Below are 21,609 nucleotides of genomic sequence, written 5' to 3'. Positions count from 1 at the left end.
GCCACAACCGAAAGTTGTTCTCCTAGGCTTGCGGGTATGGATCTCGACGCCGTGCGCACCTTCGTCACCGTCGCGGACACCGGGCAGTTCCAGGAGGCCGCCGCCGCGTTGTCGCTCACCCAGCAGGCCGTCTCGAAGCGCATCGCGACGCTGGAGAAGGACCTCGCGGTGCGGCTTTTCACCCGTACCGCCCGCGGCGCCCGGCTCACGATCGACGGCCAGGCATTCCTGCCGCACGCCCGCGAACTGCTGCGGGTGGCCGAGCGCGCCGACGCGTCGGTCCGGCCCGGCCGGCGGGCACTGCGCATCGATGTCGTGAACCGGCGGATCGCCACCGCGGTACTGCTCCAGGACTTCTACCGGTCACGTCCCGATCTCGAGCTGGACGTGGTGACCCTGGACACCGATGTCGACGGGGCGATCGCCGCGGTCGAGGCCGGGACGATCGACGCCACCTTCCACGGCGTACCCCCGGACCGGAATCTGCCCGATACGATCGAGATCTCGCTCGCGATCGAGGAGCCGCACGAACTGTTCGTCGGCCCACGGCATCCGCTGGCCGGCGCGCGGACGGTCAGGCCGGAACAGCTTGCGGGCCACCGCATCTGGATGCCGGGACTGAGCGCGCGCGGCGAGGTGGCCGACTACTACGCCGAACTCGCGGCGGTGTTCGGGCTGACGATCGACATGCTCGGGCCGGTGTTCGGCAACGAGGCGATGCTCGACGAACTCGCCGACTCCGCCGATCTGGCCACCCTGGTCGGCGAGAATTCGCGCTACATGTGGCCGGACAGTTACGACCTGCGGCGCATACCGATTCGCGACCCGAGCCCGATCTATCCGCTGTCGATGATCCGGCGCACCGGCAATCCGCACCCGGCCCTCGCCGAACTCCGCGCCTTCGTCACCGCCCGGCGATCCCGCGCGGCCCGCACCGGCGTCTGGACGCCCGCCTGGACGCACCGCCGGTCCTGACACACGAAAGACCTTGCAGCCGAACGTGGTTCAGCGGTGTCGGCGATGCACGACCTCCGGCCCGACGGTGCGCAGCACCTCCAGCGCGGTATCGGTCCCGGTTCCGGGCGGCGGTGTGAACAGCCGCAGGCACTGGTCCGCGGCCCGGGTCTGCACCACCTCGTAGTCGAATTCGACGAGCCCGACCGAGGGATGCCGCACCCGCACCCGGCTGTCCCGCCGCACCGCGACCTCGTGCCGCTGCCACAGCTCCGCGAATTCCGTACTGGCCGTGGACAACCGGTCGACCAGGGCATTCGCGGGCCGGTCGTAGCCGCGCCGGGTCGCGGCGGCTCGCAGGTCCGCGACGTGCAGGCGGTCGAGGCGATCGTGTTCCTCGACGGGGTACGCCGACCGGACGAACGGATCGGTGAACCAGCGCCACACGATGTTCCGATCCGGCTCCTCGATCGTGCACACGCAGCCGAACAGGGCCTCCGCCAACGCATTCTGCGCGAGCAGATCACCGAGGTCGGTGAGCAGCTGCGCCGGGGTGTCGCCCAGCCGATCGAGCAGATATCGCATGGCGGGCCGGACCTGATTGCCCGCCCGCGCCCCCTCGGGCGGCCGATGCCCGGCCAGCAGGTAGAGATGGTCCCGCTCGTCGCCGGTCAGCCGCAGCGCCTGCGCGAGCGCGGACAGCAACTGGATCGACGGCTGCGAACTGCGCGCCTGCTCCAGCCGCATCACGTAATCCGCCGACACTCCGGCCAAGTGGGCCAGCTCCTCGCGCCGCAACCCCGGCGTGCGCCGCCGCGGCCCCTCGGTGAGCCCGACCTCCTGCGGCCGCAGCCGTTCCCGGGAACGGCGCAGGAAGTCCGCCAGCCTGACGCGATCCATCGTCACCCCATCCCTCCTCGGCGCCAGAGAATTCCGGGCAGCCGTTCCGATCCTCGCCACCGCCCGCGACGACAATCGCGCTCCCGGAACGGATCTCGCAATGTCCGGCTCACGACTCGGCCGCGGCCCGGCGCCGCTCGCGCAGCGCGCGCACCCGCCCGCGGCTGGCACACGCCGACGACGGGCACCAGCGCCGCCGGTCGCCGGCATTGACGAACACCGCGCGGCAATCACATTCGGGGCACACCGCGAGATCGTCGCGTTCGGGCCCGGTGAGATGATCGACGGCCTGGCGCGCGATGCGGGCCAGCGCGACGGAGGTGGTGGCGGGAGCCGAGCACAGCAGCCGATCGGCGGCGATCAGGCGCACAGGTTCGAATTCCGTCGTGAGGTAATACTCAAGGGCCGCAACGTTTTCCGGATCCGGCGGCGTAGCGGTCGCCACGGCCAGCGCCACCGGGCGCAGCGTCTCGCGCAGTTGCCGCGCGGCCTCGACATCGGCCGACGTGGGTTCGGCGAGCGGTCGCAGCCCGCTGAGTTCCAGCCAGTCGGCCAGCCGCTGCGGGGTCGCGAGGCGTTCGATCGGGTCGGCGCCGAAGGTGCGTCCGCTGGTCGCCAGCAGGTTCAGCCAGGTGGCGCCGAGATCGAAGCGAAACGCCGTACGGTCCTCGGTCACCCCACCAGTGTAACGCTACGGCCGTTACGATCCGCTGCCGGTCAGTCCGGCAACCAGTGCAGCTCGTGCGCCAGGGTTCTGGCGACGGCACGGACGCGGCGGTGCAGCGGCGACTGCTCGCGCGGAAGGACCAGGTGGATCGTCAGCATGGGTGCGCCCCGCAACGGTCGCCAGGTGATACCGGGCGAGGGTGCCGTGTCGGCGGCCGCACCGGCCGGGGCGAGGGTGCGCCCGTCGCGCAGGTCGCGCTGTGACATGTCGAAAGAGACTGCGGGCGTGTGGAATCGGGGATGCGGGCGGATATCGCGGAACACCGCGGCCAGCTCGTCGTGGACCACGGGGTTGGCCGTACGGTCGGGCAGTCGCAGCGGGTACGCGGCCGCGGCGGCGATCTCGATCTCCGGGTGTTCGGCCAGCGGATGATGCTGCGCCATTTGGACCCCGATCCGCTCACGCCGCAGCAGGTACCGGCGCACGCCCCGGCCCGGCTGCTCACCGCGGGTGATCCCGGCATCGATGCGGCCGTCGGCGACTGCGGGGGAGATCTCCGGTGTCGCTGTCGGGACCGCGCCGACCTCGAGTCCGGGACTGCTGCGAATCAGCTTGTCCACCAGGGCCGGAGCCGTCTCGGCCCCGGTACTGAGGCTGTATCCGATGCGGAGCGTGCCCAGCTCACCGGCCCCCGCCCGCCGGGCGGTGTCCCATGCCCGATCCAGGGCCGCCAGCGCCGCCGGCGCGGACTCCGCCAAAGCCGCACCGGCCGTGGTCAATACGACGCTACGCGTGTCCCGAACGAGCAGGGCGTTACCGAGTTCCGTTTCCAATCGGCGAATCCGGGCGCTGAGGGCCGGCTGTGCGATACCGATCCGGGCGGCCGCGCGGGTGAAATTCAACTCCTGCGCCAGCACCAGGAAGTACCGCAGGCTGACCGTATCCGGTGCCACGTGCCCTCCCCGCCGATTGATAACGATCCGTTCCGAGTCTATCCCGGACCGATCTTTCCCTCGACCACACGTCGGGCCCTAACCTGCGCATATGACGATTCAACCGACCGCGATCCCGGACATCGCACCCACGCGCACCGCCGAATTCGATTCCGCCGTCACCACACTCGCGACGATCTCGGCCACCGAGCCCGGCGTACCCGCCTCGGTCTCGTCCCGGGACGGAGGTCCTCGTGCATAAGTTGGTGGTCCTGTATCCCGAGCCCGCCGACCCCGGCCACTTCCGCGATTACTACGTGACCAATCACCTTCCGCTGGTCAGGGAGATGCCCGGCCTGCTCGCATGCCGCTACAGCTTCGACGTGACGGCGACCACGGGAGAAGCGCCGTATTTCGCGGTCTTCGAAGCCGACTTCGCCGACGCCGCCGCCATGGCCGCGGCGCGGGCGTCGACGCAAGGCCGGCGGGTGTCCGCCGATGTCGCCAACTACGCCACCGGCGGTGCGGTCGTCATCGACTATCCGGCGCAGGACGCCACCGGCTGAGGCAGGCCGGGGCACGTTCGGGTCGGCCGGTTGCGACCGGGTCCGAGATTCGGCCGCCACGGTGACCCCTCAGGGCCGGATGTTCTCCAGGTCGTCGAGAAGACCGGGATGGCGCGGCTGCCAGCCCAGGGTTTCGCGGGTGTAGGCGGCGGAGGACGGCTGATCCATCGCGAAGATCGGTCCGAACGGCCCGAACTCGTCCGCGGGCACGGCCTCGACCGGCAGGCCCAGCCGCCGCCCGATCACGGCGGCGATGTCGCGCACCGCATCACCCTCGTCGGCGACGGCGTGCCAGGACGTCCCGGCCGGCGCCGATTCGAGGGCCAGCCGGAACAGGACGGCCGCGTCGAGGGCGTGCACGGCCGGCCAGCGCTGGGAGCCGTCGCCCGGGTAGCCCGCGATCCCGGTCCGGCGGGCCCGATCGGTGAGCAGTCCGGCGAATCCGCCGGTGCCCTCGTTGTGCACGGTGCGCGGCATCCGCACCGCCGTGGCGCGTACCCCCCGCGCGGCCAGTTCCAGCAGTGCGCGGACGGATCTGCCCCGGCCGCCGACGGGCCCGTCGATCGGCAGCGGATCGCTCTCCACGGACGGCCGGCCCGGCACCCACGGCGTACCCGAGACGGTGACGATCGGCCGATCGCTCCCGATCAGCTCCGCACCCAGCGCGGCCAGCATCGCACTCTCCTGCGCGATGGCCCGCGCGAGATCGTCCGCGCCGCCGCGGTGGTCGAAGGCGAGGCTGATCACCCCCTCGGACCGTGCCGCACCGGCCCGCAGGACGTCCGGTTCCGCGATCTCCCCGCGCAACACCTCCGCGCCGGCGTCCGCGAGCGTCTTCGCGGACGAGTCGGAGCGGGCCAGGGCGAGAACGGTATGTCCGTTGCCGAGCAATTCGGCGACCACGGCGGACCCGATCGTGCCGGTTCCGCCCGTGACGAAGACGTGCATGATTGCTCCAGACGAGTGATGGGACTGTTGTCTCATCACCGTAGCAGAGGGATGGGGCACATGTCGCATCACTCTGCTACGGTACCGATATGGCTCGATGGGAACCCGGAGCGCGGGAGCGCATGGTCGTCGCGGCCGTGGACCTGTTCACCGAACAGGGCTACGACATCACCACCGTCGCGCAGATCGCCGAACGCGCCGGGGTCACCCGTAGCACCTTCTTCCGGCACTTCGCCGACAAGCGCGACGTCCTGGTCGCCGGCCAGGCGACCCTGAGCCGTCTGCTCGCCGAGGGCATCGAACAGGCCCCGGCCGATGCCGGTCCGCTGGCGGCGGTGGCCGCCGGCCTGGAGCGCGCCTCGAACGAAATGGGCCCGCTCAACCGCGATCTCGGCCCGCGCCTGAAGGCCGCTGTGGCGGCCAGCGCCGAACTCCAGGAGCGCGACGCGCTCAAGAACATCGGCCTGGCCGCCGCGATGGCCACGGCACTCCTCGCGCGCGGCGTCCCCGACCCGACCGCCCACCTCGCGGCCGAGATGGGCGTCCTCGCCTTCAAGCGCGGCTATGCCCGATGGTCCGAAACCCCTGCCGACACAACCGGACTCGCCCCCCACACCCTCGCCGCCCTGGCGGAACTGCGCGCCGCCGCCACGACCCTGGGCTGACCCGGCGCGCCGGCGGATTCACCCCGCGTCGGTGGCGGAGGGCTCGACGAAGGTCCACATCCGGGTGATCCGCCCGTCGGCCACGGTGGCGATATCGGTGCCGCGGGCTCGCACGATGCCGTCGGCGCCGCACAGTTCCCAGGCGATCCGGCCCAGATCACCGACCGCCGAGGGCGCACCCGCCGCGGCGAAGTGCAACTGCGGGAACAGGGTGAGCACCCGCTCGGCCGCGGCATCGATACCGGCGTGCCCGGTGACCGTGCCCTCGTGATCGGTGAATTGCGCATCGGGCGTGTACAACTCGGCGATCACCGCGCGCCGGGCGTCGCCGTCACGCTGGCCGAACACCTCGAACAGATTGCGCCGCACAAGATCTCCGATTCGGTCCGTGGTCGTCATGATCGATCGTCCTCCGTCGGTGGATGGTCGGCCGCGAGCATCGCCATCGCCGAGTCGGCGATCGCGCGCAGCGCGGATTCGGTGTGGCCGGCGCGGCCGAGGGCCTCGATTCCGCGCAGGACGGCGAGCAGCAGCGCGCCACCGCTGCCGGGTTCGAGATCGGCCCGCGCGTCGCCGGCGGCCTGCGCGGCGCGGAGACATTCGGTCAGCGCCTGCTCGTAACGCCGATAGGCGGCCGCCGAGATCCGCGCCACGTCCCGGTCCTCACCGGCGAGTTCCGCGGTCGCCTTGGCCAGCAGGCAGCCGCGGCGCGAGGCGGCGGGGTCGGCGGTCTTCGCGCGCAGATGACCCCGCAACCGCGCGAACGCTCCCTGCTCGGAGCCGGTCAGCTCGGTGCGGACCGCGGTCATCTCCTCGTCGCAGTACTGCTCGAACGCTCGCAGGAACAGGCCGTGCTTGTCGCCGAACGCGCCGTACAGGCTGCTGCGCGGCAGTCCGGTCGCCGCGGTGAGCTGCTCGACGGAGGTCGCGGTGTAACCGTGGTCGTGAAATGCCTCGCGGGCACGCCGCGCGACGAGCGCTTCGTCGAAGGTTCTCGGTCTGGCCACGACGCCGAGCATATCAGTTTTGGAATGATCATTCCGGCTATAGTGTTCGACATCGGGAATGATCATTCCAAAATTTGTGAGGAGTAGCGCATGAGCAAGATCCTGGACGGCAAGGTAGTGGTCGTCACCGGCGCGACCAGCGGCATCGGCCTGGCCATCGCCCAGCGGTTCGCCGCGGAGGGTGCGCGATTGTTCATCACCGGACGGCGCCCGGAAACACTGCGAGCCGCGGTCGAGCAGATCGAGGGCGACGTGACCGGCGTCCGCGCCGACACCGCGTCTCCCGCGGACCTCGACGCCCTCTACGCGACCGTGCGGGAACAGGCCGGCCGTATCGACGCGCTGGTCGCGAACGCGGGCGGCGGCACCTTCGTCCCGCTCGGGCAGATCACCGAGGAGCACTACCACGAGACCTTCGACGCGAACGTCAAGGGCACCGTGTTCACCGTGCAGGGCGCGCTGCCGCTGCTCGTGGACGGCGCCGCCGTCGTCCTGATGAGTTCGACGACCTCCGTCCTGGGCGGCGCGGCCTTCAGCGTCTACGCGGCCTCCAAGGCGGCGATCCGGAACTTCGCGCGCAGTTGGGCCCTGGACCTGAAGGACCGCCACATCCGCGTCAACGCCCTCGCCCCGGGCCCGACCCGGACTCCGGGCCTGCTCGGACTGGTTCCCGACGACCAGCAGCAGGGCCTCCTCGACAACCTCGCCGGTGACGTCCCCCTCGGCCGCGTGGCCGATCCGGCCGAGATCGCCGGCGCCGCACTGTTTCTCGTCTCGGCGGACGCCTCCTTCGTCAACGGCACCGAACTCTTCGCCGACGGCGGCCAGGCCCAGGTCTGACGCCGCGCCGGTCACGGTCTCGATCGGGGTGGCGCGGATCCGGCCGGTCGAGCCGTATCCGGCCCCCGCGGCGACTCCCCTTGTGCCACCGGCTCAATCGAGGTGGCGCAGGTCCGGCCAGAGTTGGGCCCAGGTGCCGTGGGGCGCGCGGCAGAGGTAGATGGCGGCGTGGTCGGAGGTTTCCTCGTTCGACAGTCCGCCCGGCAGGGTGATCGGCGCCAGCGTGGTGACATCCGACCAGAAGCGGTGCAGGTAGGCGGTGTTCCACTCGCCCACGCAGAGGACGGTGTCGGGGGTGCCCGGCGGTGGGCCCCACAGCAGGTAGTTGTTGTGCGCGCTCGAGACCGGATTGCGCAGGCCGCGTTGCGGTCCGAGGATGGTGAGCGCGCCGGCCTCGCCGTAATTGCTGGTGAAAATCATTGTGCCGGGCGGGAACTCGGCCGCGGCCCGGATCACCTGATCGGTGTAGCCGGGCCAGCCGTAGGTCTCCATCGGTTCCGGATCGATCGGTCGCAGGGCGGAGGAGACCGCGGGGGTCAGGACCGGCAGTCCGATCAGCACCGCGGCCAGTCCGCAGGCCACGGTCGCGATCGGCCAGGCGGTCCGCCCGTCGCCGTTCGCCTCGACGCGCACGGAGCCGGCGGCGAACAGGCCGATCAGCACCGGGGCGAGGTAGTAACCCTTGCCGCCGCCGAGCGTGAACAGCACCAGCGCCACCACCGCCACCGCCAGCAACCAGCGGTGATCCCGGCCGGCGTCGGACCGCAGCCGGCGCACCCCGGCCACCCAGAGCACCACCAGGGGAGGTCCGGCCAGCAACAGCAGCGTCAGCGGCAGCTGGGCCGCCGCGCCGAGGACGCCACCCTGCTTCCCCGAAAGTACCTGCGCCATCTGCACATTCACCCATCGATGGCGGGCGTCCCAGATCAGATTCGGCGCCGCGAGCAGTGCCGCCACGCCACCGGCCAGCCACGGTCCCGGGCCGCGCAGCGCCTCGCGGCGGAACAGGGCCAGGCCCACGAGGATTCCGAGGATCAGCACGGCCAGGGTGCTCTTGTTCTCCAGGCCGATACCGGCGACGAGACCCACGGCCAGCCAGGCGAGCAGGGTGCCGCGGCGCAGGGCCCGCGCCACCAGCACCAGCACCGCCGCCCAGGCCAGCTGATCCAGCACCGTGGTGCCGAACAGCAGCGAGCCGGCGACGAATACCGGCGAGGCCGCGACGGCCCCGGCGGCGAGGATCTGAGCGCGGCGCCGGCCGCCGAACTCCGCGGCCAGCACCGCCGCCAGCAGCACACAGCCGACCTGCGCCGCGATCGCCAGGATGCGCAGCGGCAGAACACCTCCGGGCAGGGTGGCCGCCGCGCGCGCCAGCAACGGGGCCAGCGGGGGCTGGTCGACGTAACCCCAATCCGGATGCCGTCCGCAGATCAGGTAGTAGAACTCGTCACGGTGCCAGCCGAATCGGGTGGCGACCGCCAGGTGGACGAGGCCGATCACCGCGGCCACCAGCGCCACCGGACGCCGGTGCAGGGCGGGGATTTCGCCGTCTCGGGTGTCCTGTTGCGGGGGTTCGGGTTTCGTCATCGGAACGGCACGACCGGGAAAGCCACACCCACGATCCCCGCCGACGGGCGGGCCCTCACCTGCCCGGACATCCCCACACCGTAGAACGGCCGGACCGGGCCGGTCAATCTACTGTGGCTGCGGGGGCCAGCTCGGCGGCTGATATCCGGGTGGCGGCACCGCACCCGGCGCCGGATAGGACTGTGGCGCACCGTAATTCGGGGAATATCCGAGGGCGGGCCACGGTGGCGGGGCCGCACCGGTCGCCGGCGGCGCGCTGGGCAGGGCCAGCAGCACGATGGCGACGGCGGCGGTGATGGTGGCCGGAATGAACAACCAGAATCCGTCGCGCGAGAAGGGCTCGTATTCCGAGAACTGGAGGCTGCCGATCACGCCGTTGAGCGCGCGCAGGAATATCGCGCCGGCCGCGGCCCCGGCGAGTACGCGACCGGCCGGCACCGCGGGCCGGATCAGCACCAGGATCGCACCGACCAGGCCGAGCAGGACGCAGAGCACATCCGGCAGCAGATACCAATCGGCGTGACCGCTGTCGGCCAGCTCCCAGATCGACTGTGCGGCAAAGCACAACAGCGCGAGTCCGACCATGACCGCACCCAGCAGCGGCCACGGCGCCCCGGACCGCGCAGCCGGCCCGGGGGCCGGATATCCCGGCGGCGGTGGCCACGGCTGCCCCGGATGGTGCGGCGGCCCCGGCGGATACGGGTTGACCATCGGTGAGACTCCTCGCTGCGGCGGATATCTCCGATGGTAGGTCGTCGCGACGACCTAGGGCTCGGCGATGTCGTACGCGGTGGGATGCCGTGGCTCGTACAGGCCGATCTCACCGGCGCCCGGCACCCGCAGGCTGGTCAGCAGTCCCCAGCGCTGTTCGCTGACGCCGGAGGTGAATTCGACACCCTTCGCCGTCAGCTCGGCCATGGTCGCGGGCAGATCGTCGCACATCAGATACAGCTCCAGCCGGCCGCTGCCGGACCCCTCGGCGGGGTGGACCGCCAGTTCGGCCGGCGGCGATCGGAAGATCAGCCAGTCGTGTCCGGCATCGACGTGCGGCAGGCCGAGCACGTCGCGGAAGAAGGCGCGCGCGGCCTCGGGGTCGGTCGCGTAGACGATGGTGTGGGCGCCGATGATCATGCGCCGAAGCTATCAGCCGGTCACGGCTTTTTCGCGACGCCGCAGGAGATCAGATATTCCCAGACCGTCATCTCCCGCTCCGCGGGGCCGATCTTGTCGATCCCGTCGGGGCTGGGCTCGGGCCGCCACCGGGAGCAGTGCACGAGGCCGGGCTCGATCAGTTCCAGCTCGCCGAACAGCGCCCTCAATTCCTCGTCGGAACGCCAACGGCCGCGGCCGAAGCTGGCCTGCAACTTCTCCTCGGCGGCCGCGGTCTCCTCGTTGTGCGCGGAGCGGAAGTGGGAGATGTAGACGTAACTGCCGGACGGCACCCGATCCACCCACCAGCGCACCAGCCCGGCCGGATCCTCGTCGTCGTTGAGGTGGTGCAGGATCGCGCTGAAGACGACGGCCACCGGCTCGTCGAAGTCGATCAGCCGCTGCACATCCGGATGTTCGTAGATCTCCTGCGGCCGGCGCAGGTCGGCATGGATGACCGTGGTGCGATCGTCGGTGGCGAGCAGGGCGTGGCCGTGCGCGAGTACGATCGGGTCGTTGTCCACATAGACCACCCGCGCGTCGGGCGAATTGCGTTGCGCCACTTGATGCACGTTGTCGGCGGTGGGCAGCCCGCTGCCGATGTCGACGAACTGCCGGACCCCCGCGCGGGCGATATTGCCGACCGCGCGGATCAGCGCCTGCCGGTTGGCGTACGCGATACCCACCGATCCCGGCAGATCCTTGATGAAGAAGTCCCCGACCTGCCGGTCGACGGCATAGTTGTCCTTGCCGCCGAGCAGGTAGTCGTAGACGCGGGCGATGCTCGGCTTCGACTGATCGATCTGCGCCGCGCTGTCGGACATGGGAACACCTCTGTATTCGAAGATCTTGTTGTGCGTTCAATCCTAGGAGAATCGGGCCCGCGGGGTACCGGGTTCGCCGATGGCAGCAAACCGCGAGCGGGATCGGGCGACGCGAGCTCGCCGATGAATTACGGTCGCGGGGACCGTCGGTTTCCGTGAGTACGTTCGACCGAACCCGGAGGAATCCATGACCACATCCGGCACCACCGCCGCCACCCTCGCCATCCCCGACGGCACGCTCTACTACGAGCTGCGTGGCAGCGGACCGCTGATCGCCCTGGTCGGCTCGCCCATGCACACGGCCCCCTTCGCACCGGTGGCCGACGCGCTCGCCACCGATCACACCGTGCTGACCACCGATCCCCGCGGCCATTTCGGCAGTGTGCTGGCCGACCCGCACAGTGCGTCCACCCCCGAGGTGCGCGCCGACGACCTGGCCCGGCTGCTGCGCCACGTCGACGCCGGTCCCGCAACGGTTTTCGGCTCCTCCGGTGGCGCGATCACCACTCTCGCGCTGCTGCAAGCGAATCCGGAGCTCGTGCACACCGCGATCGCGCACGAGCCGCCGGTGTCGGAACTGCTGCCCGATCGGGACCGGCAGCGCGAGGTCCGCGAGGACATCGTCGCCACCTACGTCGCCGGCGACACCGTGGGCGCGATCCGTAAATTCTTCGCCTCCGCGGATATCCAGATGCCGGAGCCGGTGTTCCAGCAGATGTTCGGCGGCGAGCGCAGTGCGGCGGCGATCGCCAACGACGACTACTTCTACCTCCACGAACTGCGCGAAACCTCCGGCTGGCAGCCGGATCTCGATGCCCTGCGCGCCGTCCCCACCCGCCTGATCCTCGGAATCGGGGAAACCTCCGCCGGTCAGTTCTGCGACCGCGCCACCCGCGCCCTCGGCACCGAACTGTCGATCGAACCGGTCCTGTTCCCCGGCGGCCACGGCGGTTTCACCGAGGACCCGGTGAAATTCGCCGACCGCGTGCGCGACCTGCTCGCCTGAAGCCGGGCCGCCGCAGCGCCTCCGGCGCGGGGCGGCGACGGCCCCCGCGCCGGGACCGCTCGATCAGCCGACGGTACGTTCGAATTCGGTTCGCTCGGAATGCAGATCCCAGGCGGCCTCGGCGAGGCGGGCCGGATCCAGCGGCTCCGGCAACAGCGCCGGATCCCAGTTCCGCTGCACGAACTCGGCGGATTCGCTGCCGCCGACCATACCCGCGACCTGCACCAGTCCCGCGTACACGCCGGTGCCGGTGAGGGATGCGTGCAGTGTGTGCAGATATGCACGCGCCGCCGCGGCCACGGTCGCGACGTTGCCCACCTGCGGGATCGGCGTTGCGGTGGTGGGCAATCCGAACAGGATCGTGCCGCGGTCGCGCGCGAGCATGCCCGGCAGCACCCGCCCGATGATCTCGATCGGGGTGCGCAGCAACATGTCCAGCGGGAATTCCAGCGAATCCACCGTGGCGGCACGGATATCCACCTGCCGGGGTAGCCATTCCGGTCCGGCGGGCGCGTATTCGAGTACGTCGATCTCGCCGAAGCGATCGGTGATCGCGGTCAGCAGCGCGGGCAGGGCGCTGCGGTCGGCGAGGTCGGCGGGGAATGCGGCGGCCTCGACGCCCGCGGCGGTGAGTTCCGGCGGTCAGCGCGTCGAGTTTCGCGGGGGTGCGGGCCACGAGCGCGACCCGGTAGCCCTCCCGCCCGAATCGGTGTGCGACGGACCGGCCGAAACCGGGTCCGGCGCCGAGTACGGCGATGGTTCGAGACATCGGTGAAACCTTCCGGATAACGTGACGTGATCGTCAACTTACGTCCGGAAGGCTACCGATATCATGACGGCATCGTCAACTTATAGAATCGGTCCGTGCCTTCCCCCGAATCCCGCGCACTGCGCAGCGATGCCCGCCGCAACCGCGAACTGGTGCTGCGCGCCGCCGGCGAGATGTTCGCCGAGCACGGCGTCGACGTCGCGATGGCCGATATCGCCCGGCACGCCGGGGTCAGCAACGGCACCCTCTACAACCGGTTCCCGACCCGGCAGGACCTGATCGACGCGGTCTTCCTCGACCGGCTGGAGACGCTGGCGGTACTCGCCGACCAGGCCGCCGCCGAACCGGATCCGTGGCAGGGCGTGGTCACCTACGTCACCGGAATGTGTGAATTGCAGGCCGAGGACCGGGGATTCAACGAGGTGGCGGCCCGGGGGCTGCGCTCGGACGCCGCGCGGGAGTTGCAGGTACGCGGGGCGAGCGCACTCGGGGAGCTGTTCACCCGGGCCAAGGCCGCGGGCGAACTCCGGCCCGATCTCACCCTCGGCGATCTGGCCTTCGTGGTGTGGGGTATCTCCCGGACCGTGGAGATGACCCGGGAGACGGCCCCGCACGCCTGGCGACGGCATCTCGCGCTGTACCTCGACGGTATGCGCGCGGCCGGCGCCCGGCCGCTACCGGACCGCCCGCCCGGCGCACACGAGTCCTGAACAGCACTGTGCCCCGGGCGATTCCACCCGGGGCACGTGCTGCCGGTCCGCGCTCAGCGCACGAACACCGCCGCCTTGTCGGCCAGATCCAGCAGTGGCTGCGGCACGATGCCCAGCAGCAGGGTGGCCGCCGCGGTCACCGCGATCACCGTCGTCGAGATGGCCGGGGTCACCACCACGGGTGCGTCCGCCGGCGCGTCGGTGAAGAACATCAGCACGATGACCCGGATGTAGAAGAAGGCCGCGATCGCACTGCAGATCACACCGACGATCACCAGGGCCGGCGCGCCACCGGCGGAGGCGGCCGAGAACACCGCGAACTTGCTGATGAAACCGCTGGTCAGCGGGATGCCCGCGAAGGAGAGCAGGAACAGGGCGAAGGTGGTGGCCAGCCAGGGGGAGCGGCGGCCCAGCCCGGCCCAGGCCGACAGCGCCGTCGCCTCCTCGCCGCCGCGATCGCGGACCAGCGTGACCACCGCGAACGCGCCGACCGTACTCAGACCGTAGGCGGCGAGATAGAACAGCGCGGCCGAGGCGGGCCGCGAGAACACCCCACCGGCCCCGTCGTTGTCGATCCCGGCGAGTGCGGTGAGCAGGAAACCGGCATGGGCCACCGACGAATACGCCAGCATCCGCTTCACATCCGTCTGGGTGACGGCCAGGATCGCGCCGACCGCCATGGTCGCGATGGCGACCGCCGCCACGATCGGCCGCCAGTCGTCGCGCAGACCCGGCACCGCGATCTGCAACACCCGCAGCAGCGCGCCGACCGCGGCGATCTTCGTGCCCGCGGCCATGAATCCGGTGATCGGTGTCGGCGCACCCTGATACACGTCGGGAACCCACGCCTGGAACGGCACCGCGCCGATCTTGAACAGCAGCCCGACCGCAAGCATCGCGACGCCCAGCACGGCCAGGGTCTTCGAATTCGGGTCCCGCGCTACGGCATCCGCGATCCCGGCGAATTGCACGGTACCCGCGTAGCCGTACAGCAGGGCCATGCCGTAGAGGAAGAACGCCGACGAGAAGGCGCCCAGCAGAAAGTATTTCAGCGCCGACTCCTGCGACTGCAACCGCTGCCGGCGGGCCAGCCCGCACATCAGGTACAGCGGCAGCGAGAGCACCTCCAGGGCCACGAACATGGTCAGCAGATCATCGGCCGCCGGGAACAACAGCAGCCCGCCGACGGCGAACATCGCCAGCGGGAACACCTCGGTGGTGGTGAAACCTGCACGCTCCGCGGCGACTTCGTCGCTGCTGCCCGGCATCGCCGCCGCCTGCGGGGTGAACCCGTCGAGTACGAGGGCGCCACCGGCGGTCGCGGCGGCCCGGCTCCACGCACCGGGACCGTCCCGCCGCACCCGCGCGAGTGCGGGGGCGATACCGCGCTCGGCGATCAGCAACAGGCTCAGCGCCGCCGCCACGAGGATGGTGCCCTGCAGGAACAGCGTCACCCCGTCGATCGCGACCGCATCGGCCATCGCGGTGGTCCGGGTGCCGGCCAGCCCGACCACCGCGCCGAAAGCGACTGCCAAACCGGCCAATCCGAGTACCAGGTGCAGCGGATACCGCCACGATCGCGGCAGGAACGCCTCCACCAGCACCCCGGCGACCGCCACCCCGAACACGATGAGCATCGGTGACAGGTCCCGATATTGGATCGACGGCGCCGGGATCGCCGCGGCGAGAAGCTGACTGGTCATCGCGTACCTCCGTGGGTCGGCGCGGCCTCCGGTTGTGGCACGGTCGGCGCCGGATCGTGTGCGCCGATCGTGGTGAGGGTCGACGCCACGGCCGGATCGATCCGATCCAGCACGGGTTTCGGATAGGCGCCGAGTACCAGCAGCGCCGCGAGCAGCGGCACCACCACGATCAGTTCCCGGGGCAGCAGATCGCGCAACTTCTCGTTGCCGTCACGCACCGGCCCGGTCATCATCCGCTGATAGAGCCAGAGCACATACAGCGCGGCCAGCACCAGCGCGCTGGTCGCGCAGATCGCCGCCACCGGATAGCGGGTGAAAGTGCCTGCCAGGACCAGGAATTCGCTGACGAACGGCGCCAGCCCCGGCAGCGACAGCGTGGCCAGGCCCGCGATCAGGAAGGTTCCGGCCATGACCGGCGCGACCTTCTGCACCCCGCCGAACGCCGCGATCGCGCGAGTTCCCCGGCGCGACACCAGGAATCCCGCGATCAGGAACAGCGCCGCGGTGGAGATGCCGTGGTTGACCATGTACAGCGTGGCCCCGGCGCCGCCCTGATTCGTCCGCGCGAAGATGCCCAGGATGATGAAGCCGAAATGCGAGATCGAGGTGTAGGCGATCAGCCGCATCACGTCGGTCTGCCCGAGCGCGAGCAGTGCGCCGTACACGATGCCGATCACCGCGAGCACGCTCACCAGCGGCGCGTAGGTGGCGGTCGCCGACGGGAACAGCAGCAGGCAGTACCGCAACATGCCGAATGTGCCGACCTTGTCCACCACCGCCATCATCAGGACCGCGCCGGCCGGCGTGGCCGACACCGCCGCGTCCGGCAGCCAGGTGTGCAGCGGCCACAGCGGCGCCTTCACCGCGAACGCGAACATGAAGCCGAGGAACAGCGCGTTCAGGACCGCGGGCCCCGCGCCGAGCTGCCCGGAATTGGCCGCCGCCACGACCGTCCGGAAATCGAAGGTGCCGTCACCGCCGAGATGCTGCCGCGCGGTGAGCACGTACAGGCCGATCACCGCGGCCAGCATGATCAGCCCGCCGAACAGGTTGTACAGCAGGAACTTCACCGCCGACCGGGCCCGCTGCTGCCGCACCGCGACGTTGTCCCCGTGCGGTCCGAATCCACCGATGAGGAAGTACATCGGGATCAGCATGACCTCGAAGAACACGTAGAACAGCAGGATGTCCAGTGAGGTGAACGAGATCAGCACCATCGACTCGACCAGCAACATCAGCGCCACATAGATGTGGGTGACCCGGGTTCCGCCGCCGGCCGCGCCGCCCACGTCGTCGTTCCACCCGGCGAGCAGCAGCAACGGCATCAGGCCCGCGGTCAGCAGGACCAGCACCAGGGCGATACCGTCCACGCCGAGGGTGTAGCCGGCGCCGAAAGCCGGTATCCAGCGGTGTGATTCGACCAGCTGGTACTGCGGGCCGCCCGGTTCGAACCGCACCGCGACCACGATCCCGATCGCCAGCGCGGCGAGCGCGAACGCCAGGCCGGTCCAGCGGGCCATCATGCGTGCTCGGCGCGGCAGCGCGGCCACCACGATCGCCCCGGCCAACGGCAGCACCCACAGCGTCGTGAGCCACGGAAACTCGTTCACAGCAACCTCACCGCGAGCAGGGCGGCGACCACCAGGGTCGCGCCGGTCAACATGGACAGGGCGTAGGAACGGACGTATCCGGTCTGGATCCGGCGGATCCGGGCCGACAGGCCGCCGATCACGGCGGCCGTGGTGTTCACCAGGCCGTCGATGCCGCGGGTGTCGACGAACACCAGCGACCTGGTCAGATGCTGTCCCGGGCGCATGAACACGGCCTCGTTGACGGCATCGCCGTAGAGGTCCCGCCGCGCGGCCACCGTGAGCGCCGACACCGCCTCCGGCGCGGGTACCGGCACCTCGCGCCGCCCGTACTGCCGGTAGGCGACCGCGACCCCGGCCACGACCACCACCAGCGCCATCGTGGTCACGGCCCAGGCGGGCAGGCCGCCCTCCGAATGATGTTCGCCGACAATCGGTTCCAGCCAGTTCACCAGTCCCGAGCCGTAGACCAGCAGGCCGCCGGAACATACCGAGCCGATCGCCAGCAGGATCATCGGCCCGGTCATACTCGCCGGCGCCTCGTGCGGATGTGCCGTTTCGGCCCAGCGCCGGGGGCCGAAGAAGGTCAGCAGCATCACCCGGGTCATGTAGAACGCGGTGATCCCCGCGCCGAGCAACGCCGCCACGCCGAGGGTGGTCCCCGCCGGGCCGCCGTATCCGAAGGCCGCCTCGATGATCCGGTCCTTGGAGAAGAAGCCCGCGAACGGCGGCACCCCGATGATCGCCAGATATCCGAGCCCGAAGGTGGCGAACGTGATCGGCATGACCTTGCGCAGGGCGCCGTAGCGGCGCATATCCGTCTCGTCGTCCATCGCGTGCATCACCGAACCGGCGCCGAGGAACAGTCCGGCCTTGAAGAAACCGTGGGTGAGCAGATGCATGATCGCCACCGCGTACCCGGCCGGGCCGAGCCCGGCGGCCAGCACCATGTAGCCGATCTGGCTCATCGTCGACGCCGCGAGGGCCTTCTTGATGTCGTCCTTCGCACAGCCGATGATCGCGCCGAACAACAGCGTGACCGCACCGACCACCAGCACCCCGGCGCGGGCCCCCGGCGCGAGGTCGAAGATCGGACCCGAGCGGGCGATCAGATACACACCCGCGGTGACCATGGTGGCCGCGTGGATGAGCGCCGACACCGGGGTCGGGCCCTCCATCGCGTCCCCGAGCCAGGATTGCAGCGGCACCTGCGCCGATTTACCGCACGCGCCGAGCAGCAGCAGTAATCCGATCGCGGTCAGCGTGCCGCCGCCGGCCTGCGGCGCGGCGGCGAACACCCCGCTGTAGTCGACCGATCCGAAGGTGGCGAACATGACGAACAGCGCGATCGCCAGCCCCATATCGCCGACCCGGTTGACCACGAACGCCTTCTTCGCCGCGGCCGCCGCGGAGGGCTTGTGCGACCAGAACCCGATCAGCAGATACGAGGCCAGGCCGACACCCTCCCAGCCCAGGTACAGCACCAGGTAGTTGTCGGCGAGTACCAGCACCAGCATCGCGGCCAGGAACAGATTCAGATAGCCGAAGAACCGCCGCCGGCCGGCCACGGTGTAATCGTCGTGTCCCGCACGGGGTTTCATGTACCCCACGGAGTACAGATGGATCAGCGACCCGACCCCGGTGATCAGCAGGACGAAGCACATCGACAACTGATCCAGCTGCAACGCGAAATCCACGTGCAGCCCGGCGACCGGCACCCAGCTGAAGAAGTGGTGGTAGACGGGCCGGTCGGCGGTCTGCCGGCCGAGCATCCCGGCGAAGGCCCACACCCCGACGCCGAACGACGCGACGGCCGCCAGGCAGCCCAGCCAGTGCCCCCACCGATCGGCGAATCGCCCGGCGAGCAACAGGATCGCCGCGCCGGCCAACGGCAGGGCCGGCAGCAACCAGAGTTGATCCGCGGTACCCATATCAGTACTTCAGCAGGTTGGCGTCGTCGACCGAGGTCGAGCGACGGGCGCGGAAGATGGTCATGATGATCGCCAGACCGACCACGACCTCGGCGGCGGCCACGACCATCGTGAAGAACGCGAACACCTGACCGTCCAGGTTGTGGTGCTCCCGGGCGAAGGTGACGAAGGCCAGGTTCACCGCGTTCAGCATCAGCTCGATGCACATGAACACCACGATCGCGTTGCGCCGCACCAGAACACCGGCCGCGCCGATGGTGAACAGCAGTGCGGACAGATACAGGTAGTTGTCCGGATTCACCGTGAGCCTTCCTCGTCCGGGACGGGGGTGGTACCGACGCCGACGACCGCGGCCTCGGTGTGGGCGCGATGCTTGCGCTGGCGCAGGATGGAACTGACCGACAGTTCCGCGAACGACCCGTCGGGCAGCCGGGCCGGCGAATCGACCGCGTTGTGCCGCGCGTACACGCCGGGCGTCGGCAGCGGGGTGACCTGATGTCCTTCCCGGAAGCGGCGTTTCGACGTCTCGCGCTGATCGGTGCGCGGTCCGAAGCGTTCCCGGTGCGCGAGCACCATCGCGCCGATGGTGGCGGTGATCAGCAGCGCGCCGGTCAGCTCGAATGCCCAGACGTAGCGCACGAACAGCAGTTCGGCCAGTGCGCCGATCGGATCCGCGGTGAAACCCGGACCGGTCTGCGCCACCGAATCGTCGCGTACGCCACGGGAGATCGCGGACATCAGCAGCAGGCCGAAGCCCAGACTGACCAGCACGACCGCGATCCGGTGCCCGCGCAACGTCTCTCGCAGCGATTCCGCCGAGTCGACGCCGACCAGCATGAGCACGAACAGGAACAGCATCATGACCGCGCCGGTGTACACGACGATCTGCACGACCCCGAGGAACAGCGCGTCCTCGGCGATGTAGAACACCGACAGCGAGATCATGGTGCCGGCCAGGCACAGCGCGGAATGGACGGCCTTGCGGGCGCACACCATGCCGAGGGCGCCGCAGACCGCGAGCACCGCGAGCACCCAGAACAGCACCGCCTCACCGCCGGAGGTCCGGGCCGCCGTCTCGGCCAGGAATGTGGTCATCGCACACCTCCACCGGCCGGCGCCGGATCCGCTTCGGGCGCAACCGGTTCCGCACCGGGAACGGTACCCAGGTAGTAGTCGGCCTCGGTCGAGCCCGGGGCCATCGCGTGCGGCGGCGCGGTCATCTCGGGGCCGAGCGGCGCGAGCAGCCGGTCCTTCTCGTAGATGAGGTCGCCGCGGTTGTCGTCGGCCATCTCGTATTCGTTGGTCATGGTCAGCGCGCGCGTCGGACAGGCCTCGATGCACAGGCCGCAGCCGATGCAGCGCAGATAGTTGATCTGGTAGATGCGGCCGTATCGCTCACCGGGCGAGAACCTTTCGCTCTCGGTGTTGTCGTCGCCCTCGACGAAGATGGCGTCGGCGGGGCAGGCCCAGGCGCACAGTTCGCAGCCGATGCACTTCTCCAGCCCGTCCGGATGCCGGTTGAGCTGGTGGCGGCCGTGATAGCGCGGGGCGGTCGGCGTCTTCACCTCGGGATAGAACTCGGTATTGGGCTTCTTGAACATGGTGGCCGCGGTGACGGCGAATCCGGCGAGCGGATCGAGCAGTCCGGACTTCTCGGGTTGCGATGCGGGCAGATCCGGCAGCGGCGGTACCGGGAAGATCGGAATCTCCTCGGCGGCAGCCGATTCGGTGTCGACGACCGGGCCGCGCGCCTTACCGGCGCGCACCGCCACCGCGATCAGCAGCAGCGAGAGGACGATCCCGGCGCCGACCAGGCCCGCGGTCTGCACGTGATACCCGTTGTCCTGCAACACCTTCAGCGTGGCGACGACCATCACCCAGAGCAGCGAGACCGGAATCAGCAGCTTCCAGCCCAGATTCATGAACTGGTCGTAGCGCAGTCGCGGCAGCGTGCCGCGCAGCCAGATGAACACGAACAGGAAGATCCAGATCTTCGCCGTGATCCACAACAGCGGCCACCAGCCGGAATTGGCGCCGTGCCACAGGCTGATCGGGAACGGCGCGTGCCAGCCGCCGAAGAACATGGTGCTGGCCAGCGCCGACACCGTACCCATGTTGATGTATTCGGCCATCATGAACATCGCGAACTTCAGCGACGAGTACTCGGTGTGGAAGCCGCCGACCAGTTCGCCCTCGGCCTCGGGCAGATCGAACGGTGCGCGGTTGGTCTCGCCGACCATCGCCACCGCGTAGATCAGGAACGAGGGCAGCAGCAGGAAGACATTCCAGGTGCCCCACTGCCGGTCGACGATGCCGGAGGTGGACATGGTGCCCGACAGCAGGAACACCGCGGCGAAGCACGCCGCTATCGCGATCTCGTACGAGATCACCTGCGCGGTGGACCGCAGCCCGCCCAGCAGCGGATACGTCGACCCGGATGCCCAGCCCGCCAGCACGATTCCGTACACGCCGATCGAGGCCATGGCCAGGATGTAGAGCACCGCCACCGGCATATCGGTCAGTTGCAGCGCGGTGTGGGTGCCGAACACCGACACCTCGGGCCCCAGCGGGATCACCGCGAACGCCATCACCGCCGGGATCAGCGCGATGACCGGGGCCAGCACGAAGATCGGCCTGTCGACGATCGCCGGGACGATGTCCTCCTTGAGGAGCATCTTCACGCCGTCGGCCAGCGATTGCAGGGTGCCGCGCGGCCCGACCCGGTTGGGGCCCACCCGCATCTGCATGTAGGCGACGATCTTTCGTTCGATCAGCACCGCCAGCAACGGGATCAGCAGCAGGTATACGAAGATGGCGACGGATTTCCCGACCACCAGCCACCAGGGGTCGTGTCCGAACATC

General features: G+C 69.9%; 23 protein-coding genes and 1 pseudogene. 7 read left to right on the top strand and 17 right to left on the bottom strand.

Annotated features, from left to right (window positions below):
* Positions 1-36 precede the first annotated feature (36 nt).
* Positions 37-975: a LysR family transcriptional regulator gene (locus tag G361_RS0107025; protein WP_019926354.1), complete on the top strand. Its 939-nt coding sequence runs from the start codon at positions 37-39 to the stop codon at positions 973-975.
* A gap of 30 nt (positions 976-1,005) precedes the next feature.
* Here the strand turns inward: G361_RS0107025 and G361_RS0107020 are convergent, their stop codons facing one another.
* The 3 genes from G361_RS0107020 to G361_RS0107010 form a co-directional block, all read right to left on the bottom strand.
* Positions 1,006-1,854, bottom strand: a complete 849-nt coding sequence (locus tag G361_RS0107020; protein ID WP_155981614.1) for a helix-turn-helix transcriptional regulator — start codon at positions 1,852-1,854, stop codon at positions 1,006-1,008.
* A gap of 109 nt (positions 1,855-1,963) precedes the next feature.
* Positions 1,964-2,530 carry an ABATE domain-containing protein gene (locus G361_RS0107015; protein ID WP_019926352.1) on the bottom strand — a complete coding sequence of 189 codons (567 nt, stop codon included), beginning with the start codon at positions 2,528-2,530 and terminating at the stop codon, positions 1,964-1,966.
* Positions 2,531-2,571: 41 nt separating this feature from the next.
* Positions 2,572-3,474 carry a LysR substrate-binding domain-containing protein gene (locus tag G361_RS0107010; RefSeq protein ID WP_019926351.1) on the bottom strand — a complete coding sequence of 301 codons (903 nt, stop codon included), beginning with the start codon at positions 3,472-3,474 and terminating at the stop codon, positions 2,572-2,574.
* A 91-nt stretch (positions 3,475-3,565) separates the two neighbouring features.
* Between G361_RS0107010 and G361_RS49200 the strand changes: the two genes are divergently transcribed.
* Positions 3,566-3,715 (top strand): hypothetical protein, encoded by a 150-nt coding sequence (locus G361_RS49200; protein ID WP_155981341.1) that lies wholly within the window; start codon positions 3,566-3,568, stop codon positions 3,713-3,715.
* On the top strand, positions 3,708-4,019 hold the full coding sequence (locus tag G361_RS0107000; protein WP_019926350.1) for an EthD family reductase: 312 nt from the start codon (positions 3,708-3,710) through the stop codon (positions 4,017-4,019). Before G361_RS49200 ends, G361_RS0107000 begins: the two co-directional genes overlap by 8 nt.
* 69 nt (positions 4,020-4,088) lie before the next feature.
* Here G361_RS0107000 and G361_RS0106995 read toward each other — a convergent pair whose 3' ends face one another.
* Complete coding sequence (locus G361_RS0106995; RefSeq protein ID WP_019926349.1) at positions 4,089-4,967, bottom strand: SDR family oxidoreductase; 879 nt, start codon at positions 4,965-4,967, stop codon at positions 4,089-4,091.
* An 89-nt stretch (positions 4,968-5,056) separates the two neighbouring features.
* Between G361_RS0106995 and G361_RS0106990 the strand changes: the two genes are divergently transcribed.
* The gene (locus tag G361_RS0106990; RefSeq protein WP_026342770.1) at positions 5,057-5,632 is read left to right on the top strand and encodes a TetR/AcrR family transcriptional regulator; all 576 of its coding nucleotides are present in this window, start codon (positions 5,057-5,059) and stop codon (positions 5,630-5,632) included.
* Between the two features lie 18 nt (positions 5,633-5,650).
* On the opposite strand, the gene G361_RS0106985 is transcribed toward G361_RS0106990, so the two are convergent.
* Both G361_RS0106985 and G361_RS42615 read right to left on the bottom strand, forming a co-directional pair.
* On the bottom strand, positions 5,651-6,031 hold the full coding sequence (locus G361_RS0106985) for a nuclear transport factor 2 family protein (RefSeq protein WP_019926347.1): 381 nt from the start codon (positions 6,029-6,031) through the stop codon (positions 5,651-5,653).
* Entirely contained in the window at positions 6,028-6,639 is a 612-nt protein-coding gene (locus G361_RS42615) for a TetR/AcrR family transcriptional regulator (protein ID WP_036494666.1), read from the bottom strand. The genes G361_RS0106985 and G361_RS42615 overlap by 4 nt, the downstream gene beginning before the upstream one ends.
* A gap of 90 nt (positions 6,640-6,729) precedes the next feature.
* On the opposite strand from G361_RS42615, the gene G361_RS0106975 reads away from it, so the two are divergent.
* Complete coding sequence (locus tag G361_RS0106975) at positions 6,730-7,479, top strand: SDR family NAD(P)-dependent oxidoreductase (RefSeq protein ID WP_019926345.1); 750 nt, start codon at positions 6,730-6,732, stop codon at positions 7,477-7,479.
* Between the two features lie 93 nt (positions 7,480-7,572).
* Here G361_RS0106975 and G361_RS0106970 read toward each other — a convergent pair whose 3' ends face one another.
* The 4 genes from G361_RS0106970 to G361_RS0106955 all read right to left on the bottom strand — a co-directional run bounded on the left by G361_RS0106970 (position 7,573) and on the right by G361_RS0106955 (position 11,039).
* Positions 7,573-9,066 carry a glycosyltransferase family 39 protein gene (locus G361_RS0106970; protein ID WP_019926344.1) on the bottom strand — a complete coding sequence of 498 codons (1,494 nt, stop codon included), beginning with the start codon at positions 9,064-9,066 and terminating at the stop codon, positions 7,573-7,575.
* Between the two features lie 108 nt (positions 9,067-9,174).
* Positions 9,175-9,777, bottom strand: coding sequence for a hypothetical protein (locus G361_RS0106965; protein ID WP_026342768.1), 603 nt, complete (start codon positions 9,775-9,777; stop codon positions 9,175-9,177).
* Positions 9,778-9,831: 54 nt separating this feature from the next.
* A complete protein-coding gene (locus G361_RS0106960) occupies positions 9,832-10,197 on the bottom strand; it encodes a VOC family protein (protein WP_019926343.1) in 366 nt (121 codons plus the stop codon).
* 20 nt (positions 10,198-10,217) lie between these two features.
* Positions 10,218-11,039, bottom strand: coding sequence for an SAM-dependent methyltransferase (locus tag G361_RS0106955; RefSeq protein WP_019926342.1), 822 nt, complete (start codon positions 11,037-11,039; stop codon positions 10,218-10,220).
* Positions 11,040-11,226: 187 nt separating this feature from the next.
* Here G361_RS0106955 and G361_RS0106950 point away from each other — a divergent pair, with 187 nt between their 5' ends.
* Complete coding sequence (locus G361_RS0106950; RefSeq protein WP_019926341.1) at positions 11,227-12,045, top strand: alpha/beta fold hydrolase; 819 nt, start codon at positions 11,227-11,229, stop codon at positions 12,043-12,045.
* Between the two features lie 63 nt (positions 12,046-12,108).
* Here the strand turns inward: G361_RS0106950 and G361_RS48100 are convergent.
* Positions 12,109-12,669: pseudogene (locus G361_RS48100) on the bottom strand (SDR family NAD(P)-dependent oxidoreductase); the annotation flags it as partial.
* 240 nt (positions 12,670-12,909) lie between these two features.
* On the opposite strand from G361_RS48100, the gene G361_RS0106940 reads away from it, so the two are divergent.
* Positions 12,910-13,524 (top strand): TetR/AcrR family transcriptional regulator, encoded by a 615-nt coding sequence (locus tag G361_RS0106940; protein ID WP_019926339.1) that lies wholly within the window; start codon positions 12,910-12,912, stop codon positions 13,522-13,524.
* A gap of 53 nt (positions 13,525-13,577) precedes the next feature.
* Here the strand turns inward: G361_RS0106940 and nuoN are convergent, their stop codons facing one another.
* From nuoN to nuoH, 6 genes are read right to left on the bottom strand one after another with little or no spacing between them, the layout of a single operon-like run.
* On the bottom strand, positions 13,578-15,227 hold the full coding sequence (nuoN, locus tag G361_RS0106935) for an NADH-quinone oxidoreductase subunit NuoN (protein ID WP_019926338.1): 1,650 nt from the start codon (positions 15,225-15,227) through the stop codon (positions 13,578-13,580).
* On the bottom strand, positions 15,224-16,837 hold the full coding sequence (locus G361_RS0106930) for an NADH-quinone oxidoreductase subunit M (protein WP_019926337.1): 1,614 nt from the start codon (positions 16,835-16,837) through the stop codon (positions 15,224-15,226). Before G361_RS0106930 ends, nuoN begins: the two co-directional genes overlap by 4 nt.
* Positions 16,834-18,747 (bottom strand): NADH-quinone oxidoreductase subunit L, encoded by a 1,914-nt coding sequence (nuoL, locus tag G361_RS0106925; protein ID WP_019926336.1) that lies wholly within the window; start codon positions 18,745-18,747, stop codon positions 16,834-16,836. Before nuoL ends, G361_RS0106930 begins: the two co-directional genes overlap by 4 nt.
* Position 18,748: 1 nt before the next feature.
* Positions 18,749-19,048 (bottom strand): NADH-quinone oxidoreductase subunit NuoK, encoded by a 300-nt coding sequence (nuoK, locus tag G361_RS0106920; protein ID WP_019926335.1) that lies wholly within the window; start codon positions 19,046-19,048, stop codon positions 18,749-18,751.
* A complete protein-coding gene (locus tag G361_RS42605; RefSeq protein WP_019926334.1) occupies positions 19,045-19,842 on the bottom strand; it encodes an NADH-quinone oxidoreductase subunit J in 798 nt (265 codons plus the stop codon). Before G361_RS42605 ends, nuoK begins: the two co-directional genes overlap by 4 nt.
* On the bottom strand, positions 19,839-21,608 hold the full coding sequence (nuoH, locus tag G361_RS0106910; protein WP_036494080.1) for an NADH-quinone oxidoreductase subunit NuoH: 1,770 nt from the start codon (positions 21,606-21,608) through the stop codon (positions 19,839-19,841). Before nuoH ends, G361_RS42605 begins: the two co-directional genes overlap by 4 nt.
* Position 21,609 lies beyond the last annotated feature (1 nt).

Source organism: Nocardia sp. BMG111209 (assembly GCF_000381925.1).
In the GTDB taxonomy this organism is placed as follows: Bacteria; Actinomycetota; Actinomycetes; order Mycobacteriales; family Mycobacteriaceae; genus Nocardia.
Note: the sequence above shows the minus strand (reverse complement) of the source record. Positions and strands in the feature narration are given on the sequence as shown.